A 19,714-nucleotide genomic window follows, 5' to 3' on the forward strand; every position below is an offset into this window, starting at 1 on the left:
CAATTAAAGATGGTCCAATATCACCGATTGGAATTTACGTTTGGCAAGTAAGTAAACAAGAAAGAAAAAAAACAAAAAAGGCAAAACTTGAATCCAATCAAATTGGGGAGTGTATCCAGGAATCACGGAGGTACGAAAGATATCCAAAGGTATGGTAAATGGATTCAAACGGTTCCACTCTTTTAAATATCCCGTTGGATAATACAAAACAGGAATTCCCCAGAAAATGAGTTGGCTCACCAAACGAATCAAAGGTGAGATATCTTTTAATAAAATATTCAACCGAGAAAGGTAATGCAGAAGTAACATCAAATAAAGCCCAGAAAATGCTAAAATCAAATACCCAAGAAGGATTCCAGATAGATTTAACTTCCCCGAATAGGCCAAATAGATAAATACGGGGATGGATGTGACTAGGCTATGGATGAGAAATTGGACATAGGGAATCCATAAAAACAAATCAATCCCAAGACTGGATCTTTTTAACAAACTACGATTGTCGGTAAGAATTCCTGTACCACGAACAAGGAGTTCTTGGATGGGAATCCAATACAAAAGACCGGTAAGTAAGTAGGCCGTGAAATCTTCTTGTGTGGATGGATTTTTTAAGTTCAGCACTAGAAATACCAGTGCATAGAGACTGATGAGTACTAAATTCTGCAGGAACATCCAGGAGATCCCCAAAAAGGATCCTGCATATTGAAGTGCGTAGTCACGGCGAACGAGTGCCCAAAGTATGGATATTTTCTCCATACTTTGATTGTCGGCCTATGGCTCCCAGTTCTAGAACTGAAAGCCGGTAATTTGGAACTACATCCTCTTCAGGTTCTTTTGGCCAAGGGTAGAGAGGTTTGGTGACACCCACTCTCCATTTTGGACCACTTCCCCTTGGAAGGCTTCCATCAAATAATCTTCAAAGGTCTTCCCTGTTTGGTTCTGGGAAAATCCCTTCTTCGGACCTTGCCCTGTGAGGCCTTGGTCCTTGTGGCGGTTGTAAGCGGGTTGTTGGATGGATCGAACGATCATAGGTTTTTCCTCCCCGTCGTCTTTTTAGACGACATAAAAACTAAAAATAATACCAATAATATACTAAACGCTTGTTTACACTACTTAACGGATGAGAAGTTAAGTCAATATTTTTTCACGTTTTTATCGGTTACTATATATAAATTTAGCATTCCCCTGGGACAAAACCCGCCCCCAGATGGATTTTTTTTATTGGGAGGCTTAGAATATGTCCCTTCTTTAAAAAAAGCAACAGGACTTAGGGCAAAAAAACGAAATTTTAAACCCCAATCCTGGTGAATTGGCAGAAATTTGGGATCATTTTGTGGCTTTCTCTCATACAGACTTTGTTTGCTGTAGAGAAAAAGCCAGACCAAGTCTCGGTCCCGGAACTTCTTAAGGCCGGTTTTCCTCCCCATTTAGTGGCGGCCTGGAAAGAAAAATCCAAACAATCCCCAGAAAAGTTCTTAGAATGGAAAAGGTCCCTAAAAGGAAAGGACGCTGCCCTGGTTTCGAAAGTTTGGAAAGAACAACAAATCACCCTATATACCAACAAACATCGATTAGCCGAAAATAACACCTCCAAACAAAATGTAAAGTTCCCTCGGAATACAAAAGATCAAAAATCCAAAGAAACAACATCCAAGTCTTTGGAAAGATCCGATTCACTTTATGAACTTTTTTTTGGAATGAGTTATCAAAATTTAGATGTACGGTATTTGCCAAGGAAGGAAAAAAATCATTCCTCTGTGTTTCTAGGAGGAAGGGGGAAAGGACAAATTTGGATTTTGGAAAAACGAGATGAAGAATTTTCTTACGGAGCCAATCTTACCTTCCAACAATTTCGACTTACCTCAGGAAACCGTTACAAACCCATTCCCCATTTTTACTTTGCCAAAGATCCTAACTTCTATTCCCAGTTGGAAAGGACAGGATCTCCCCTACCCCAACCTTTATTACTTTCTCACTTTTTAGGATATAGGTATCTCCGTGAAGGGAAGGATTACGAATTTGGAATCTATCAAGCAGATGCATTTTCTGCCTATCCTGGACTTTACTTTGTATCACCAAACAAATCTTATTCGGGAGTTTGGTCAGCGGGAGAAAATAAATCGAGTTTGTATGTCAATGATTCTTGGAATTCCAAAGACTGGGGAAACCATAGAGTCCAGTCAGAATCCATACTTAGTAAAAAAGAATCCGTTGGCTTTTTCTATTTAAAGTCCGAATCTCCTGAATCAAAATACTTTTTAGATGCCACTGTATATAGAGATTCACCCTTGTTATATGGAATGGTATCACCAGAGGAAGTTAGACCACAAATCCCACAAACATTAGGATACACTCGTGGTAGTTTCAAACACTTCCTAGGTTTTGAGTATTTAAGTTCTATCGAAGGCCATAAGTATGAAAGTGGAAGGTCGGGATTTTTTCCCTTCTTTCTTAGTGAATGGGGAAACCTACTCTATCGGTATAGAGAATACAATGAATCTGGGAATTACCAATACAATGAAATAGGTCGAGCTGCGTTTTACGAATGGAGAAAGGAAAAAACCGTGGTGTCTTTTGGATTTGAATCGAGAGAGAATGGAGGCCAATGGGAAGGAAAACTCGCCCTCCCCATAAATACAGGAAACTTACTGGAATTCAGCGCTATCTTTCGAGAAGGCCATCCCAAAACCAGGGCTTGGTTTGAAAACTGGACTTACGCTACTGATTTTAATATCAACTTAACTGATAGACAGGAAATCATCAAACTAAAATGGGTGAGTCCCTTTATTTCACTAAACATAAGTTATTCGGAAAAAGAAAATGATCCAAATCCCATTTTGTTTATCAACTTTCAATTATTACAAAAAATTGATCTTTAATAGAGGAGATCGTCGGTTCGCACTTCGATGTATTCTTTTAATTTAAAAATAGGAACCGATTGCCTATCCGTAAATTCTTTAGGTTCTGCTGGTAACTTTTTTGGAGTGGGAAGGGAGGAACGTTTCCCCCTTTCATCGATAGAATAAAAATAATACCCAATCCACTCTCCTTTCACCCGGTAAGGATTTCCTGGAAACAAATCCTTTACAAAAATTTCCGCATCCAAATCAAATTTATTTCTTCTGTAACGGTAATGAATTTCATCTCCATTTAGGTCATAAAAAACAACAAAATCCCCTTGTTTCCCTTTATAAAACAACTTCCATTCCAAGGGAAAAGTTCCCAATTTTTGAAATTCTGATTTTCCATCTAAGATCCTTTTTTCGGAACGAGGAATGGGACCTGTGTATTTTCCATCCTCTTCCGAATAAAGCGGGATTACAGAAACAGAAGAGAAGATTACTAGGAACGATGTTAGAAAGAACTTTAAATTCATTTGGGTTCTTCTTCTGGTTTTTCCTCTATGGATTTTTCTTCCTCTATGGGACTCTCTTTTCCATTGATTTGGTCGATGGCTTTTTTAGCGGCCTTCTGTACTTTCGGACTTGGATCACGATCGCGTTTGTATTCTAAAAGTTCCAATGCTTTTGGATCTTTCAAACTGCCCATAAATTCAATCGCTCGGAGTCGCACCATACTATCATCATCACGGGCAAATTCATTCAGTTCTTGGAATACTTCTTTATCTCCCATGGTAACAAGGGCACCGATAGCATAGATTTTTAAGGATTGGGCTTTTTTGGCATCCAACTTACCGGCAGTTTTTTTTAAGGAATCCAAAAGTTCATATAACTTTGGTTTGGCTGTTTCCGATTTTAACTTACCAAGTGTATTCATCGAATAACATCGTAAAGTTGTGGGTTGGATTTCATCAAAGGCAACTTCCATAAGAGCCGATTCAGCCTCGGTATACAAAACAGTTCCAAAGTATAATGCAATCTGGCCACGCATATCGGCGTTATTAAACTTTTCGCGAAATTTGGTTTCGAGAAAGGGTGCTGCCACCTTTCCATCCGGTAAGTCCGCCAGAGTACTAATATACAAACTGAGCGAATTACTATTTTTTGTAAAATCTTCCTTTTTTACTTTTTCAAGTAAGGGGTTTGTTGCTTCCGCTAATTTCATTTTTTTAGCAGAGTTTACGGCTTGTTTGGCGACATCTTCATTGGGGTCTTCAAAAAAAGTAATGATTGTATCTTTGTTTTCCTTTAGATCCAAATCCCCAATGGTTTTGAGGAGAACAATTTTCATCCCCATATCTTTTTCAGATTTTAATTGTTCACCAATGAGATCATAAAGTTCACCGGCATTTTCTTTGGGAAACCGAGTTAGCTCACCTAACGCTTGTTTCCTTTCCTGGCTTGTTCCGTAACGAATGATTTTAGAAAGGACTTCTTTTTTTTTGGAAATTTGTTCGGGAGTGAGTTCTTTCTCTTTCCCAAAAACTGAAGAAAGAGAAAGGAAAACTAAAAAGAGGATGAGCGACTGTATTTTGTTACTACTGAGATTCCAATTCGATGATGCGACGGTTGAGAGCTTGGATGAGATGTTGGTTTTCCAAATTCTGCCGAAACTTATCGAGTAGGTCTTTGATGTCTTTGGATAGTTCGTCAATGTTCCAAGGTTTTTCGACATACCGACTGAGTCCCCCGTTATTAATGGCATAGATTGCAGAATCAAGTCCTGCCTGACCGGTGAGAAGGATTTTGATCGCATCAGGAAGGCGATGGTGCACCTGTTCCAAAAACCGATCCCCTTTCATTCCAGGCATCACTTGGTCAGAAACAATCAACTCCACGATGTCGTTGCTACTGATGATTTCGTCGATGAGGGAAAGTGCCTCTTCTGCACTACTGGCGGTCTCGATGATATGGGATTCGCCAAATCGAGCCAGAAGTTGTTCTGCAAGCGTTTCCAATACCGATACTTCATCATCGACACATATAATATAACCTTTACTCATTTGGGACCCTTTCCTTGGAACGATACAACCTTAGTTCTTTTATGTCGATTCAGTTTTGTGGCAATTTATAGATAGTTTTAGGAGGAACTGTGTCAAGAAGGGGAACCTTCCAGATGTCCTTGGCGTATTCCCGGATGGTGCGGTCAGAAGAAAATTTGCCAGACCTTGCCACATTCAAAATGGATTTTTTTGTCCAAGTAGTTTCATCCAAATAATCTTTGGCCACAAGGTTTTGGGTCTCGTCATACGCATCAAAATCAGCCATCAGCAGATAATTATCTGTATAATAGAGGCTATCATAAATGGGGCCAAAAATTCCAGGTTCTCCCATGGAGAATAAATTTTCACGGATCATAAGGAGAACACGGTGAAGGTCTTCATTGCGACGAATGAAATCGGCAGGTTGGTATCCCGCTTCCTTCAAACGAAAAACTTCCTCCGTGTGAAGACCAAAAATATAAATGTTTTCGGCTCCCACCTCTTCCAAAATTTCCACGTTGGCACCATCCAAAGTTCCAATGGTCAATGCACCGTTTAACATAAATTTCATGTTGCTTGTACCAGAGGCTTCCGTTCCAGCAGTGGAAATTTGTTCAGATAAATTGCTACCAGGAATGATTCTTTCAGCAAGGCTCACTCGGTAGTTCGGAAGAAACACTACCTTTAACCTGTCAGCTACATCTGGATCTCGGTTAACCACCCAAGCCACATTGTTGATTAACTTGATGATGAGTTTGGCCATGTAGTATCCGGGAGCAGCTTTTCCGCCAAAAATTACTGTCCTTGGTGTGACCACTCGATATGGATTTTCTTTGATTCTTCTGTACAAAGCAATCACTCGAAGAATATTTAAAAGTTGGCGTTTGTATTCATGGAATCGTTTGATTTGTACATCAATCAAAGACTTTGGATCAATGGTGATTCCGGTTTCACTTTTGATCAGTTTTGCTAAATCCTCTTTGGCGACTTGTTTTACTTTACGCCAATCATTTTGAAAATCTGGATCATCTACAAAAGATTCTAGTGCTTTTAGTTTGTACAAATCAGTTGTAAAATCATTTCCAATTCGTTTGGAGATAAGATTCGCCAAACCAGGGTTTGATTGGAGTAACCATCGGCGTGGTGTAATTCCATTGGTTTTGTTATTAAACTTTTCAGGAAATACTTTGGTGAATGCCTGGAAGATGGTTTTTTTTATGAGCTCCGAATGGAGTTCCGCCACACCATTCACACGGTAAGAACCAATGACTGCTAAATTTGCCATTCGAATTCTTTTTTCGTGGCCTTCTTCTATGATACTGACTTGTTGGATTTCCTCTTCTGATAGAACGCACTTGCCACGAACCTCTGACAAAAACCGATGATTGATTTCATAAATAATTTCTAAATGTCTGGGAAGAAGTTTTTCAAAAAGTTCCACCCTCCATGTTTCCAAAGCTTCTGGCAAAACAGTATGGTTGGTATAAGAAAAAACTTTTGTGACAACCTCCCAAGCGGGTTCCCAGTCCATCTCTTCATTATCCAGAAAAATTCGCATGAGTTCCGCAATCCCAATGCTTGGATGGGTATCATTCAATTGGATGGCAACGTAGTTTGGAAGTTCTTTTAGGTTGTAAGTGGATTCTCGAAATTGAATTAAGATGTCCTGGAGAGATGCACAGACCATAAAATACTGTTGTTTGAGACGAAGCACCTTCCCTTGTTCGGTGGTGTCGTTTGGATACAAAACTTTGGAAATATTTTCTGATATGGATTTGTCCTGCACGGCTTTCATGTAGTCGCCATGATTGAAATAATCCAAATTAAACTCTTCAGAAGATTTGGCAGCCCAAAGACGAAGGTAGTTCACCGTACTCGTGTTAAATCCAGGTATTGGATAATCATGGGCAGAAGCAAGGACTGTTTCATCAGGAACCCAGTCGTGTTGGATTTTTCCTTTTCCAGAAACACGAGTTTCCGTATGTCCAAAAAAACCAACAGAAAAGGAAATGTCTGAGCGAACCACTTCGTAAGGAACTCCGTCGGCATCCCAGTGGTCGGGCATTTCGAGTTGGCTTCCGTTAGCAATAATTTGGTTGAAGATTCCATAATCGTAGCGGATTCCGTAACCAAACCCAGGAACATTGAGAGTGGCCATGGAATCTAAAAAACAAGCCGCCAGTCGCCCAAGTCCCCCGTTCCCAAGGCCCGCATCCGTTTCAAATTCTAAAACGTCTGTTAGCTCAAAGCCGATCCCTCGAAGCATCACTTGGATGGTTTCGTATAACCCGAGATTGATGAGAGCATTCATCAGAGTGCGCCCCATAAGAAACTCTAAGGAAAAATAAAAAACTCGTTTGGGATTTTCATTTCTGTAACGTTCGTGAGTGACATTCAATCGATCAATGAGAAAGTCCCTTATGGTATGACCGAGTGCTTTGTATATATCTTCGTTTTTAAGATTGAACCTGTTTTTACCAATGGTATATTCTAAATGATGGGCAAATTGTTTTTCCATCGAAGCCAAGTCGGCTTTTTGTTCTTCTGATAAAAGGGTAATTAAACGAGGATTCGTGACAACCATGGGTTAAAATGGTATCGAAACCTTGTGAGAGATTCAAGTAAAAAGAAATTTTTTAATCTCTGGCAGAGACCTTTCTTTCCAAAGTGAGGACTGCATCCTTACCTATTTTGTGTTTTGCGAACCAACCTTGGTTGACTTCCAAAGCATACATTGCCGGTTTTCTAGCGTTGTAAACTTCCTCTGTTTGGTTTGGTTTCATATCGAATGATTCTAAAAGTCGCATATCTTCTGAAAAATAACCAATCGACAAAGGAATGAGAGTGTTCTTCATCCAAAAACTTAAAAAATCAGGGCGAGGAAAAACAAAAAGCATTCCTTCATCCTCTCCGAGTTTCGTTCGGTACATAAGGCCCGTGGCCCTTTTGGAAGGAGTGTTGGCAATTTCTAATTTTAAAGCACGATCGGCTACACTACCAAATAAAATCTCCGGTGTGTTGGTTTGAGACGGAAAGGATTCTGCTTGTTTACAAACAGAAAAAGTCAGAAGAACAAGAAGAATTCCAATCCGTATTTTCATCACAATTAACCTTTGAAGTTTGGTTTTCTTTTTTCTAAAAAGGCAGAAAGACCTTCTTTGGTTTCTTCGTCCGCAAACCGGCCACCAAATAGTTGTTTTTCCCACTCCAAACCGCCTTCCATATTGGTTTCCAAACCTTGGCGGATGGCCGTTTTTGCCGCCTTGATCGCGTTAGGTCCTCGAGATAAGATGGTAGTGATGGTTTTTTCGGATTCGTTTAAAAGTTCTGCAGGATCGGTGATTTTATTAATCAGTCCTAATCTGTATCCTTCTTCAGCGGAGATCATATCACCAGATAAAATGAGTTCTGTGGCGCGCCCGACCCCAATGAGCCTAGGAAGTCTTTGCGACCCACCAAATCCTGGAAGTAAACCGAGTGTGACTTCCGGGAGGCCTAATTTGGCAGACGAAACCGCATAACGGATATCACATGCCATAGCAAGTTCCATCCCCCCACCCAAACAAAATCCATTGATGGCAGCAATCGAAATGAGGCCGGAAAGTTCCATCTTACGAAAAACAGTTTGTCCAAGTTCTGAAAATGCCTGTCCTTCTCGCACATTGAACTCTTTCATTTTGGCAATGTCGGCACCGGCAACAAAAGCTTTTCCTTCGCCAGTCAGAATGAATCCACGAACAGAAGGGTTGGATTCCAGTTCATCCACCATGGCACCAATTTCCGTGATGACTACATCGTTCAGTGCATTGAGGGCCTCTGGCCTTTTGATGGTGACAAGAGCAAAATTGGATTTAATTTGAATCTCTAAAAAAGACAAATGATTTCTCCTTATTCTTCTACTTCCAAGATTAGAAACATGGTGTCATCAGAAAAACTGTCGAGTCCGTAGTTGGATTTTAATTCGGTAAGAAGGTTGATTTCGAGTTCTTTGATGTTTGCACTTCGTCTATGCCGATTGAGGAGTGCGAGGAGTCCTTCTGTTCCTAGACTATTCCCTTCCGAATCTGTGGATTCAATGAGCCCATCAGTATAAATAAAAAAACGATCCCCCGGTGCTATGGACATAGTCTTTTCGGCAATAGGTGGAATTTTAATATTAAAACCAAGGATGGCACCTTGGGTTTCCAACTCTTGGTAGTCTTCGTCTTTGTGTGCTAAAATTAAATAAGGATGACCGGCATTCCCTAATGTTAGTTTTTTTCAATGAAATCAAAAAATAGATAAATTGCTGAAGCGTGGTATTTGTTTAAATCATTTGCCAAACGATCATCTAAATAATCCATCAGTTTGGCCGGTGCTGTTTTGAAACGGTAAGGAATAGTGGAAACAAGTACCTTCATGATGGAGGCAACCATGGCAGAAGAAATTCCATGCCCCGCAACATCCGTTAAAAACACACCTACGTTTCCTTCCCGGAGTTGTACAAAATCAAAAAAGTCTCCCCCAATGACATTTGGACTTTTGCGATAATAAGTAAAAGCAAGACTAGGAATTTTGATATTCCCCGGGAAAAGTGCATCCTGTACTTTTTTTGCAAGCTCCAACTCATGTAACATAAATCTTTTTTCTTCGGACAGATTGTACATATCTGTGGTGTCTTTTCGTTTGTTGAGAACAAATACAGTGCCGAGAACAGCACTCCCCCAATACACTAACAATAAGAAATATTTACTAAAAAAAGAAAACTGCTCGGATACAATAGAAGGAAGATTTAAGATATAAATAATATGTAAAATAGAAAAATAAAACGCACTAAGGAAACATGCCTTTGGATCAAGTCTCGTGCTATACAAAAGAATGGGAAAAATAAAAGACATTAAATAAGAATTTAATAAATAAAAACTTCCAAGTGAGGGGAAGGAATGGATTCCCACCATAAAGACAAGATAAACGAGTCCGTCCGCAACAAATCCACTGAAGTAAATGACTCTTTGGATAGGAACATTCTTGGTATAAAATTGCAAAAGTAAAACGAGCCTTGCAATGGACACACCAAGTAAATAAGGTAATACTTGAACTCGAATTTCAGAAAACGGTGGTGCGATGAGTAAGGAATATACAATAAGGTGCGTGATAAAAATATAATAGGTATATTCTTTATCATAACGAGCTTCTACTAACTTTAAAATTTCCCATTCTGATCTTGTGGGTTTTCGAAAGATTTCTTTGAAGTATAAGTAAAAGGATCGGATCAATCAGGGTTCTCCCCATACCAAAGTTTGGATCTCTGATCCATTCAAGGTGATGGTGAAAGGTTTTCCAGAATCCAAATACTTGTCCATTTGATTCGCAAGTTCGAATGCTTTTTTCTCATCTTCCATCCGAAAGAAAAAGGGATGGGATAATGCTTTGTAATTGTAGGGGAATCGTTCACAAACAAGGAGAGTCACTCGATAATGGTCAGGCCTTCTTTCCAAAACAATATGCGAAACTTCTTTCCTAGTTAAAATACGGACATCAGGTCGTAAATTCCACGGATTGATTTCGGCGAAAAGGAATCCTGGTAAAAAAAAGCATAGACCAACAAATCCTTTCATATAGAAATACAATCGGCAAATGCGATCGAATCCTTACCTCATATCCTTACTTCCTTTCCTTTTTTGGGTTTGTACACCCAGTTCGTTTACTCTTCCAAAAAACCCATATGCAGGTTGGGCCAAAGAAAGTGGTGGTTTACAGTCAAAGAACCTTCCTCACTTACAAGGAACATGGAATACACGTATATTTCCCTTGGATTCCAAACGTTTGGATACATTAATTGCTATTAATGCCATTGATGGAATTGAGGACATTCCGGGTCCAACCAAGGATCTTTCCCCTTGGAAATTAGAACTAAGTCAAATTTATAAAACCTTGCCGATAGAACTGAATGCACTGACTGACACTCTCGTTTATGGAATTTACTTTGTAACAAACTTGGGTTCTACAGGACTTACGGGTATCGTTCGGGATGAGTCAGGTAAACCCATTGGTGGGATTATCTATTTAGATTCTGATCTCTTAGGAGACGGGGGAAATGATTGGGCATCCAAAAAAGAATCCACAGCATTTCTTCCATCCAAAGAACATTCAATCAAAATTCATTTGGATGATTCCAACTCGAAAGAATCGGCCATTCGTTTCATCATCTTACATGAGTTAGGTCATATTGTATCTATTGTCAAAGGCCACGCCCCGGATTTTTCGGAAAACCAAAGAGACTTTCGAAACTTTCCTCTTTATGAAGGGATTTGGTGGTCCGAAACCTATTCTCCTTATGAGGCCACTTTTTTTCCCGAGAGAAATAAAATCAAATTTTACCAAAGTAATCCTCCTATTTCTTTATTTCCTGAAGGTAAATTTCTTTATAAAAAACTAAATAACACACAATTTGTTTCGTTATATGCGGCAACTAATGCAGACGATACCTATGCGGAAGCCTTTGCCCAATACATTCATGTTTTTTTACTTAAAAAAGAATACAAAGTAATCCTTACTTCAAATGGAAGTTCGGAGACTCTACTACAAGACCCGATCAGAAAGGAAGGAGGCAGAAGATTTCGTGATTTATTCCAAAACATTTTTTATCCGCCAAAACCTTAGCTTTTTATTTGTCTTTATATCACTGTCCTTCCCCTTACGATCACAAACGAAAACAGAGGAACCAAAGCCAATCATCATTGAAACCAATACGGAAATTGTATCGGACTTTCTTTGGCGAGGAAACTCATTTGCAGGAGAGGGGCAAAGCAGAAGGAATGGTGCGACTTACCAAAGTTATACTTATGCTCCCGCCCTCCAACCTTCCATCAATGTTTGGTCCCCGGAAAAAAAATTCCAATTTTCTCTTTTCGGAAACTTTCAACTAACCAATCGAGACGATAGAGATTCAGACCGTCGCCTATTGCAATCCAGTCCCGGAGCTGTGGGCCCTTCCTACTTGGGTGAAGAAACAAAATTCTTTGATCCTTATGGCCAAGATCCATGTGTTCGCTCCCTTCACGATCGAATCTCTTCGGGTCGGGATGGATCTGATCCTTGTTTGGGTTACAGCCCCAACCAAGGTTTTGGCCCAAAAAAAGAGCCAAATGGCAACAAACGATCTGATGGAATGTTTTTTTCCATGAGTTATCATTTTGACCCGAGCAGATTTGGTGATTTTGCCGTTGGGATTTGGTTTTATAATACATTTCAAAAAACTCCAAACTCACTACTTAGCCCAGGTACTCAAAAACAAAATCAGTATGTTTCCGGAGGACCGAATAACACGTTCAATGCGAACAATCCAGATGCCATAAGCCGACTGGTTTGGCATGAATACTTTTTACATTGGAAACTTCCCTTTTTAAAAATGGTAAAACCAACTTTCTCTTATTACACACAATATTCCACTGAGAACGGCGGACTCTTCGCTGGCAAAAATTATTTATCCCTTAGCGGATCCTATACCTTTCGAGAAAATCAATTCTTTCGAATTATGCCTCATTTCAATCTTGGTTATGCCATGGGAAACAATGCTGTGGACAATCGAAACGGAATCCAAGACATCACAACTTCAACTTCGTTCTTCTTCGGGGATTTTTTTATTAAGTTCGCTCATATCTTTCGACCCGATTTATATCTTTGGGACACAAATAATTATTATGGCTATGCTGGGGGAGATCCAAACAAAGCGCATTGGAACCGTAGTTCCGAAGATGGAAAGGTAACAAACCCTTCTCGTATTTATGGTGCGTACAATTCCTCAATTCTAAATTCAATCGAACAAATCAATACTGGGAATTCCCTAGGTGATTCGATTGTAAAAACCTGGCTAAGAGAAACTTATACCTTACAAAAAATCCCTTCCCATTTATTTTATGTTAGTTTAGGTTATTCCAAAGTTTTCTAATTCTAGTTTTAAACAATTTAGTTTTTTGTATTTTAATATTAGGAAAGGCTTGACTAATGCAGCGCATTGAATATATTTCCGTCCACCTCTAGGGGAAAACTATGAAATGGATTCATGATTTAAAGATACGTGTCAAATTACTTTTGGCTTTTATGGTAACCATTCTCTTGATGATTGTGGTTGCTGGTGCAAGTTTCTATTCGGCACGCCAAATTTTAGCCTCACTCCACACTGTGTTTGAAGACCGCGTGGTTCCGATTAGCCAAATCAAAGAAGTATCTGATGCGTATCTCATTGGAATTGTCGATTCAGCCAATAAAGTTCGCGCAAAAAAGATTACTGTTGAGGAAGCTCTCGAGTCCATACGCCAATCCGAAACGAAAGCAGATGAAATATGGAAAGTATATTTAGGAACCTATCTTGTTCCTGAAGAAAAAGTGATCATCGATCAGATGGAAAAAGAATTTCCACCACTGAAAGCTGGTGTCAAACAACTTCGTATACTTTTGGAAACCAGAAACGAAGAAGAGTTAGAAAAGTTTGTCACTGTGGATATGTATCCTATCTTCGAACCCCTCACCCACCACTTAGACGATTTGATCCGAGTGCAACTTAAAGTTGCTAAAGAAGAATACCATAAATCAGAAGCACAATTCAAAAGTTCTTTAGTCATTGTTTCTGGCGTTGTCATCCTTGCCTTCGTTACGGTATTTCTCATTGCAATTTTTTTCTCTGATTCCATTGCCGCACCGATGAAAAAAATTGTGGAAGTTGCACAAACAGTATCTATTGGAGATTTGGATGTAGATTTAGATACCAAACATAAAAGATCAGCTAATGCAAAAAATCTAGAGGGAAATGAAATCCAACAACTTTCGCAAGCCTTTATGGAACTTGTTTCTTTTATCAAAGAACGAGCCGAACACTTAGAACGAATTGCGAATTCTGATCTCAGTGCCGATGTTACGCTTAAATCGGAACGTGATCAACTGGGTTTAAGTCTACGGAGAATGCTCATTAACTTATCCGATGTTGTGGAAAAATTATATTTCACATCACAAGAAGTAGATTTGGGAGCCCAACAATTGGCTGACGCCAGTACTTCTTTGTCTGAAGCTGCTAGCGAACAAGCAAGTGCGGTTGAAGAAATTTCGGCAACACTCACCGAGATCAGTAATAGTTTCTTAGCAAATGCTGAGAATGCAGAAAGGATGACGGAATTTTCAGAGTCAACCGCCAAACAGGCGCTTGAGGGAAATTCCAAAATGAAGGATCTGGTTTCTGCTATGGGCGAAATTAGTAGTTCCTTTGATCAAATTTCAAAAATCAATAAAGTCATTAACGACATAGCCTTCCAAACCAATATATTAGCACTCAATGCGGCAGTAGAAGCAGCAAGGGCAGGACAACATGGAAAAGGATTTGCAGTTGTAGCAGAAGAAGTGAGAAACCTTGCCCAAAAGAGTGCGAATGCTGCCGACGAAACAACTCTTCTTATAGAGTCTTCTATGAAAAAAGTGAAACTAGGAAATGAAGCAACGGAAAAAACCGCCGAAGTCCTTGGAAAAATTTCAGAAAGCGCAGACAATGTAAGTAGCTTAACAAAAGATTTAGCTCTTTCTATCCACGAACAGAAATCCGCCGTCCTACAAATCACTCAAGGAATAGACCAAGTAACAACAGTTACTTCCACAACAGCAGCTTCCGCAGAGGAAGTAGCTGCCTCAAGCGAAACCTTAAAACGCCAAGTGGAAATCATGCGCTCAGTCATTATGGGTTTCAAACTCAAAGAAGATGCTTCCAAAACAACCGCCCTCACTCGGGTCGAAAGACCAAGAATCGTATTGTAGGCTAACAATGAGTCAACATTTAAAATCATGGGATTTAGATATAGACGAAGATACCATGAAAGACTTGTATCTTTGTTTTAGCTTGGAAGAAAGAGACTATGCATTTGAAGTTCGTCACCTAACGGAAATTTTAGCGCTTCCTGCTATCACTACGATTCCGGGAACAGCACCATTTTTGAAGGGTGTAATCAACATCCGAGGAAAAATCATTCCAGTGATGGATGTTCGATTGCGATTTGATATGCCATTTAAACCTTATCACGAAAGAACCTGTGTTTTGCTCGTTGAATTAGACGGGTTACCACTCGGATTAATTGTTGATACAGTAAATGATGTATTACGAATCCCTCAAGAAAATATTGATTTAGCACCAAAGATCGGGGAATCAAAATCTTCAAGATTTATCTATGCCACAGGGAGAGTGGGAGATTCAGTAAAAATCTTAATCAATTTACAAAGATTACTCACAGAAGAAGAGGCACATTTGATTAAGGATATTCCGGGAAACTAATCCATGGAAAGAGATGATGTATTAGAATACTTACTAGAAGCACGAGAAACACTGGATAATATCGAAAAGGATTTACTTCATTTCGAGAAATCAACGTTAGATGGTAGTCTTGTAGACAGGGACCTCCTCGATACCCTATTTAGGCATTTTCATACGATCAAAGGGAGTTCTGGTTTTTTTGGACTTACTGCCATTGTAAAAATGGCACATGCAGCAGAAAACCTTTTGGATTATCTACGAAAAAATCCAGAAGACCAAGATGAAGATACCCTTGAGTTATTAATCACTGCCCTTGATTACTTAAATGAATTAGTAGAACATGAGGAATCCTCTCCATCGGGTGGGGATTTTTTTTCCGAAGAACAAATTCAATTTTTAACTAAATTAAACAACAAAAATGAGTCCATACGAGTTCTGCACTTGCAGAATCCCGAAAAATTACCCTCCGCACAAACAAACGACGAGTTTGGTTTGTTTGGTGATGATATAACGAATGAAAATCCTAAAGAAGAATTTGGTTTGTTTACGAATGCAAAAGAACCCACAGTAGTAAAAGAATTTGGTCTTTTTGTAGACGACTCCACTCCAAAACCAAACAAAGAATTCGGTTTGTTTCAAAAACCTGATTTTGATTTAACAAAAGAAAAAAACCCAAAACCTGAAGAGAATCTAAAAAATGAAAAGAAAACCATCATAAAAAAAGACATACGTATTGATACAGATAAGTTAGATTCTTTACTCGATATCGTTGGTGAAATTGTCATTACAGAACCAATGGTAACAGACCATCAAGACATCAGCAAACTTAAGTTAGAAAATTTTCAGAAAACCGCATTACAATTAAAAAAATTAATCAGAAACCTTCAAGAAATCACACTGAGCCTTCGTATGGTTCCCATTGCAGGAATTTTTTCTCGTATGGAACGCCTTGTGAGAGACACAGCAAAAAAAACAGGGAAACAAGTAAAACTCATCATCTCAGGAGAAGACACAGAAATTGATAAATCAATCATCGAAGAAATGTATGATCCTCTTGTTCATATCATTCGAAATGCCATCGATCATGGTTTAGAAACTCCTGAAGAAAGAAAAGAAGCCGGGAAACAACCAGAAGGAACCATCCTACTAACAGCGACACAATCAGGTAAAGAGGTTTGGATTGAAGTGCGCGATGATGGTAAAGGACTTAGCCGAGAGAGAATCTTAAATAAAGTAATTTCTCTTGGCCTCATTGCTCATACCGATGCAGAAACTCTTGAGGACAAAGAGGTTTGGGAATTTTTATTCCATCCAGGATTTTCTACAGCAAAAGAAGTAACCGATCTTTCGGGAAGAGGAGTTGGATTGGATGTAGTAAGAAAAAATGTCACAACTCTCAAAGGTTTTGTGGATGTATTTTCTGTTTTTGGCCAAGGAACTACTTTTCTCATTCGTGTCCCCTTAACTCTAGCCATTATCGAAGGACTTGTGGTTCGAAAAGCAGATACTTATTTTATTTTACCTTCTATCGATGTCAAAGAATCCATTTACATCTCGAAGGAACCAATCAACGAATTGTATAAAAACAATCATAGTATACAACACAGAACCAATCAAATTTCTCTTGTTGATATCAATTTGTTATTTGGAAAAGATTCTGATTTAAACGATCAGAGGATTTTAAAAGAAAAATATGTCATCGTTACTGAATCACACGAAAAACAAATGGGAATTGTTTTTGATGAAATTGTTGGTAGTCAATCAATCGTGATCAAACCAATTTCACCTATTTTTAAAAATATCAACGGACTTGCTGGTTGCACCATCTTAGGGAATGGTCATGCAGGTTTAATTCTAGACGTAAGAAAATTGATCAGCCAACATCTCTCCTCGGTTACAATATGAAAAAACACACCGTAATTGTAGTCGATGACCAAAAAACTGTGAGAAGTATGATCAAACGTTGGATTGAATCCGATCCAAACTGGGAAGTGATTGGGGAAGCCGCGAATCCTTATGAAGCAAGGGATTTGATTGTAGAGAAACAGCCAGAGGTAATGACCTTAGATGTTCACATGCCGGGTATGGACGGAATTGTTTTTTTAAAAAAACTCCTTCCTCAATATCCCATGCCAGTCATTATGTTTAGTTCTTCCACAACGGAAGGTGCCAATATAACTTTAGAGGCTTTAGAAGCTGGCGCCTTTGACTATGTGACAAAACCCATCGGCACTCCTGAAAGTTTAGTCGAAGCAAAAGAAGATTTACTTTCTAAACTCAATGAAAGTTTGTATTACAATGTCACCAAACTAAGTTTTCCTTCAAAGTTGGAAACTCATTCACCTCAAAAAACAAATTCAAAAACAACGTTTAAACGAAAATTCATATTGATTGGATCATCAACGGGAGGAACAACCGCCTTACGAACGTTACTTAGCGAAGTAGATGAGACTTTTCCTCCAATACTAATCGCACAACATATGCCAGAAAACTTCACCACATTATTTGCACAAAGACTCAATTCCGATCTCAAAATCCATGTAAAAGAAGCAAAAGATAAAGAAATCTTACAAACCGGACATGTTTACATTGCGCCAGGGAATTACCATTTAGGAATTCAAAAAATTGGCAATGAATATTATACACAAATTTCACAATCTGAAAAGAAAAATGGACACAGACCCTCCGTGGATGTTTTGTTTGAATCAGCAACCGAACAAGACATAGCTGGCGATAGTATAGGTATCATACTAACCGGCATGGGAAGTGATGGAGCTTTTGGTCTCTTAAAACTTAAAACCCAAGGTTGCCTAACGATTGGTCAAAACAAGGAAACTTGCGTTGTATATGGAATGCCCAAAGTAGCTTATGAACTAGGCGCAGTCACCTACCAAGTTCCTTTAAATGGGATCGTAGATAAAATTAAGGATATTGCATCATTATGATTCCGCACTGTTTAATACTCGAAAGTGACAGCACAAAACCAATAGCAGATCTACTTAAGGAAATAGGTTATACATTTGAAAGAGTAAATCTTTTGGAAGAAATATCGCAATCACTAGAAAAAGGAAAATTTCATTTTTTAATCTTTCACGTAAATGATGTAGAACCAATTGTTTCCAGGGAAAAACTTTCCGAATTCTCGAAAAAATTTCCACAAACACTTATTATTCTAATTACAGACACATCAAATTGGAATATCACCGCTTCCCTACTAAAACAACATTCCGTTTACGATTATATCCAAACCCCGCTTTCTTCAAGCCATATCCAATTCACATTGGATCGATCGCTTCAATACTTATTAACAAAACTTAAATCCCAATTCATCCACGAAGCCGAAAACCATTTATACAAACGAATGGTGGAAATCTTCGACTGGAAAAAATCTCTTTTGCATAAAGAAAACGAGAATATAGCCGCAGATATTATCCACCAAATGAACATCAACTTATTCCAAGGAAGTGGGATAGGAACACTAATGAGTGTTGTCAGTATATTAATTTCAAAAAGTAAATTGGACCAAGAAGGAAAAAATTATTCTATACCCATACCTGTTATGGATCTATTAACAGAAAACTATGAGGCTGCAAAAAGTATGTTCGATAGTATGTCCATTTCACAATCAGTGATAGATGACGAAAGGATTATCGAAAATATAGAATTTTCAACAAAATTACTTACCATCATAAATCAAGAAATGGAAACCTTGAGTGAAGCTCTGGCAATCAAATCTCAAAAAATCAACCTAAGCCAGATCCCGATATCCGCAGCCGGAAAAAAAATCCGTTTTGATGAAACAAAACTATCTTATGTAATTCGTGAAATTTTCTTAAACGCAATTAAGTATTCAAAGGAAAAAGACGTAATTTATTTAATTTTCTTCCATAAAGAAAATTTCTTAGAATTAAAAGTCATCAATCCTGCCTACCAAAATAGCGATGGATCAAGCGGTATCCCAGAAAAATTTGAATCTTTTGTATTCGAACCTTTTTTTAGAATTTCCTCCGTCGTTGATGATAGTTATGCAAAATTCGAACAATTTAGATTTGGACTCGGGTTATCACTTGTTAAAAAGATTATGGACCAACACCAATCCAATGTTCAAATTTATAATATTGAAAATAATTTTAGAAATGAGAATACAAAAGATGTTTGTTTAACAATTCGGTTCCCATTATTGGACGAGGAGAAATAAAATGGCAAAAATACTTACAGTAGATGATGCACCTGCAGTTTTAAAAATACTAAACTTGGTATTAACAACAGAAGGTCATGAAGTGACATCGGCAACAAACGGAATGGAAGCACTCCAAAAACTGGAGACATCAAGTTTTGATATTGGTATCTTTGATGTGAATATGCCAGGGATGACAGGGATTGAGTTAACTGAAAAAACATTAAAATCAGAAAATGGCAAAGCTATGAAAATTGTAATGTTAACCACAGAATCTAGCGATGAAATGAAAAATAAAGGTAAGGCTGCTGGTGCGGTTGGCTGGCTCGTGAAACCATTTGCCAACGAGTCACTGATCAAATTAATTTCTCAACTAATATAAGATAAT

The 19,714-nt window shown here is 38.5% G+C and carries 20 protein-coding genes; 9 read left to right on the forward strand and 11 right to left on the reverse strand.

Going from position 1 to position 19,714, the window contains the following annotated elements:
- Positions 1-3: 3 nt before the first annotated feature.
- The gene (locus LEP1GSC199_RS18535; protein ID WP_002989330.1) at positions 4-753 is read right to left on the reverse strand and encodes an ABC transporter permease; all 750 of its coding nucleotides are present in this window, start codon (positions 751-753) and stop codon (positions 4-6) included.
- 57 nt (positions 754-810) lie between these two features.
- The gene (locus tag LEP1GSC199_RS18540) at positions 811-1,026 is read right to left on the reverse strand and encodes an LIC12298 family protein (protein ID WP_002989575.1); all 216 of its coding nucleotides are present in this window, start codon (positions 1,024-1,026) and stop codon (positions 811-813) included.
- Between the two features lie 302 nt (positions 1,027-1,328).
- Between LEP1GSC199_RS18540 and LEP1GSC199_RS18545 the strand changes: the two genes are divergently transcribed.
- Positions 1,329-2,876, forward strand: a complete 1,548-nt coding sequence (locus LEP1GSC199_RS18545) for a hypothetical protein (protein WP_002989191.1) — start codon at positions 1,329-1,331, stop codon at positions 2,874-2,876.
- Here the strand turns inward: LEP1GSC199_RS18545 and LEP1GSC199_RS18550 are convergent.
- Genes LEP1GSC199_RS18550 through LEP1GSC199_RS18590 form a run of 9 tightly spaced genes read right to left on the reverse strand, consistent with a single transcriptional unit; the run spans position 2,873 to position 10,476 of the window.
- Complete coding sequence (locus LEP1GSC199_RS18550; protein ID WP_002989436.1) at positions 2,873-3,373, reverse strand: LIC_11959 family protein; 501 nt, start codon at positions 3,371-3,373, stop codon at positions 2,873-2,875. The genes LEP1GSC199_RS18545 and LEP1GSC199_RS18550 overlap by 4 nt on opposite strands.
- Complete coding sequence (locus LEP1GSC199_RS18555; RefSeq protein WP_232420845.1) at positions 3,370-4,551, reverse strand: HEAT repeat domain-containing protein; 1,182 nt, start codon at positions 4,549-4,551, stop codon at positions 3,370-3,372. The genes LEP1GSC199_RS18550 and LEP1GSC199_RS18555 overlap by 4 nt, the downstream gene beginning before the upstream one ends.
- Positions 4,436-4,900 carry a response regulator gene (locus LEP1GSC199_RS18560; protein WP_002989273.1) on the reverse strand — a complete coding sequence of 155 codons (465 nt, stop codon included), beginning with the start codon at positions 4,898-4,900 and terminating at the stop codon, positions 4,436-4,438. The genes LEP1GSC199_RS18555 and LEP1GSC199_RS18560 overlap by 116 nt, the downstream gene beginning before the upstream one ends.
- Positions 4,901-4,949: 49 nt before the next feature.
- Positions 4,950-7,463, reverse strand: a complete 2,514-nt coding sequence (locus LEP1GSC199_RS18565; protein ID WP_002989470.1) for a glycogen/starch/alpha-glucan phosphorylase — start codon at positions 7,461-7,463, stop codon at positions 4,950-4,952.
- 52 nt (positions 7,464-7,515) lie between these two features.
- A complete protein-coding gene (locus LEP1GSC199_RS18570) occupies positions 7,516-7,980 on the reverse strand; it encodes a DUF192 domain-containing protein (protein WP_002989202.1) in 465 nt (154 codons plus the stop codon).
- Positions 7,981-7,985: 5 nt separating this feature from the next.
- Positions 7,986-8,756 (reverse strand): enoyl-CoA hydratase-related protein, encoded by a 771-nt coding sequence (locus tag LEP1GSC199_RS18575; protein ID WP_002989353.1) that lies wholly within the window; start codon positions 8,754-8,756, stop codon positions 7,986-7,988.
- 11 nt (positions 8,757-8,767) lie between these two features.
- Positions 8,768-9,100 carry a SpoIIE family protein phosphatase gene (locus tag LEP1GSC199_RS22115; RefSeq protein WP_269746541.1) on the reverse strand — a complete coding sequence of 111 codons (333 nt, stop codon included), beginning with the start codon at positions 9,098-9,100 and terminating at the stop codon, positions 8,768-8,770.
- Positions 9,101-9,129: 29 nt separating this feature from the next.
- Positions 9,130-10,134, reverse strand: a complete 1,005-nt coding sequence (locus LEP1GSC199_RS22120; protein ID WP_002989670.1) for a PP2C family protein-serine/threonine phosphatase — start codon at positions 10,132-10,134, stop codon at positions 9,130-9,132.
- On the reverse strand, positions 10,135-10,476 hold the full coding sequence (locus tag LEP1GSC199_RS18590; protein ID WP_002989179.1) for a hypothetical protein: 342 nt from the start codon (positions 10,474-10,476) through the stop codon (positions 10,135-10,137).
- A gap of 19 nt (positions 10,477-10,495) precedes the next feature.
- Between LEP1GSC199_RS18590 and LEP1GSC199_RS18595 the strand changes: the two genes are divergently transcribed.
- The 8 genes from LEP1GSC199_RS18595 (at position 10,496) to LEP1GSC199_RS18630 (ending at position 19,708) form a co-directional block, all read left to right on the forward strand.
- Positions 10,496-11,521, forward strand: coding sequence for a hypothetical protein (locus tag LEP1GSC199_RS18595; RefSeq protein WP_002989449.1), 1,026 nt, complete (start codon positions 10,496-10,498; stop codon positions 11,519-11,521).
- Complete coding sequence (locus LEP1GSC199_RS18600; protein ID WP_002989264.1) at positions 11,481-12,809, forward strand: hypothetical protein; 1,329 nt, start codon at positions 11,481-11,483, stop codon at positions 12,807-12,809. Before LEP1GSC199_RS18595 ends, LEP1GSC199_RS18600 begins: the two co-directional genes overlap by 41 nt.
- 101 nt (positions 12,810-12,910) lie before the next feature.
- A complete protein-coding gene (locus LEP1GSC199_RS18605; RefSeq protein WP_002989508.1) occupies positions 12,911-14,659 on the forward strand; it encodes a HAMP domain-containing methyl-accepting chemotaxis protein in 1,749 nt (582 codons plus the stop codon).
- Between the two features lie 7 nt (positions 14,660-14,666).
- A complete protein-coding gene (locus LEP1GSC199_RS18610) occupies positions 14,667-15,170 on the forward strand; it encodes a chemotaxis protein CheW (RefSeq protein ID WP_039927386.1) in 504 nt (167 codons plus the stop codon).
- A gap of 3 nt (positions 15,171-15,173) precedes the next feature.
- A complete protein-coding gene (locus LEP1GSC199_RS18615; protein ID WP_002989303.1) occupies positions 15,174-17,054 on the forward strand; it encodes a chemotaxis protein CheA in 1,881 nt (626 codons plus the stop codon).
- Positions 17,051-18,094 (forward strand): protein-glutamate methylesterase/protein-glutamine glutaminase, encoded by a 1,044-nt coding sequence (locus LEP1GSC199_RS18620; RefSeq protein WP_002989389.1) that lies wholly within the window; start codon positions 17,051-17,053, stop codon positions 18,092-18,094. The genes LEP1GSC199_RS18615 and LEP1GSC199_RS18620 overlap by 4 nt, the downstream gene beginning before the upstream one ends.
- Complete coding sequence (locus tag LEP1GSC199_RS18625; protein ID WP_002989142.1) at positions 18,091-19,347, forward strand: sensor histidine kinase; 1,257 nt, start codon at positions 18,091-18,093, stop codon at positions 19,345-19,347. Before LEP1GSC199_RS18620 ends, LEP1GSC199_RS18625 begins: the two co-directional genes overlap by 4 nt.
- Before the next feature lies 1 nt (position 19,348).
- Positions 19,349-19,708 carry a response regulator gene (locus LEP1GSC199_RS18630; RefSeq protein WP_002989487.1) on the forward strand — a complete coding sequence of 120 codons (360 nt, stop codon included), beginning with the start codon at positions 19,349-19,351 and terminating at the stop codon, positions 19,706-19,708.
- Positions 19,709-19,714: the final 6 nt, after the last annotated feature.

The organism is Leptospira vanthielii serovar Holland str. Waz Holland = ATCC 700522 (assembly GCF_000332455.1).
Taxonomy (GTDB): domain Bacteria; phylum Spirochaetota; class Leptospiria; order Leptospirales; family Leptospiraceae; genus Leptospira_A; species Leptospira_A vanthielii.

Coding starts and splice junctions, on each gene's coding strand:
- LEP1GSC199_RS18535 (WP_002989330.1), bottom strand. CDS start 753: ATGGAGAAAATATCCATACTTTGGGCACTCGTTCGCCGTGACTACGCA.
- LEP1GSC199_RS18540 (WP_002989575.1), bottom strand. CDS start 1,026: ATGATCGTTCGATCCATCCAACAACCCGCTTACAACCGCCACAAGGAC.
- LEP1GSC199_RS18550 (WP_002989436.1), bottom strand. CDS start 3,373: ATGAATTTAAAGTTCTTTCTAACATCGTTCCTAGTAATCTTCTCTTCT.
- LEP1GSC199_RS18560 (WP_002989273.1), bottom strand. CDS start 4,900: ATGAGTAAAGGTTATATTATATGTGTCGATGATGAAGTATCGGTATTG.
- LEP1GSC199_RS18565 (WP_002989470.1), bottom strand. CDS start 7,463: ATGGTTGTCACGAATCCTCGTTTAATTACCCTTTTATCAGAAGAACAA.
- LEP1GSC199_RS18570 (WP_002989202.1), bottom strand. CDS start 7,980: ATGAAAATACGGATTGGAATTCTTCTTGTTCTTCTGACTTTTTCTGTT.
- LEP1GSC199_RS18590 (WP_002989179.1), bottom strand. CDS start 10,476: ATGAAAGGATTTGTTGGTCTATGCTTTTTTTTACCAGGATTCCTTTTC.
- LEP1GSC199_RS18595 (WP_002989449.1), top strand. CDS start 10,496: ATGCGATCGAATCCTTACCTCATATCCTTACTTCCTTTCCTTTTTTGG.
- LEP1GSC199_RS18605 (WP_002989508.1), top strand. CDS start 12,911: ATGAAATGGATTCATGATTTAAAGATACGTGTCAAATTACTTTTGGCT.
- LEP1GSC199_RS18610 (WP_039927386.1), top strand. CDS start 14,667: ATGAGTCAACATTTAAAATCATGGGATTTAGATATAGACGAAGATACC.
- LEP1GSC199_RS18615 (WP_002989303.1), top strand. CDS start 15,174: ATGGAAAGAGATGATGTATTAGAATACTTACTAGAAGCACGAGAAACA.
- LEP1GSC199_RS18620 (WP_002989389.1), top strand. CDS start 17,051: ATGAAAAAACACACCGTAATTGTAGTCGATGACCAAAAAACTGTGAGA.
- LEP1GSC199_RS18625 (WP_002989142.1), top strand. CDS start 18,091: ATGATTCCGCACTGTTTAATACTCGAAAGTGACAGCACAAAACCAATA.
- LEP1GSC199_RS18630 (WP_002989487.1), top strand. CDS start 19,349: ATGGCAAAAATACTTACAGTAGATGATGCACCTGCAGTTTTAAAAATA.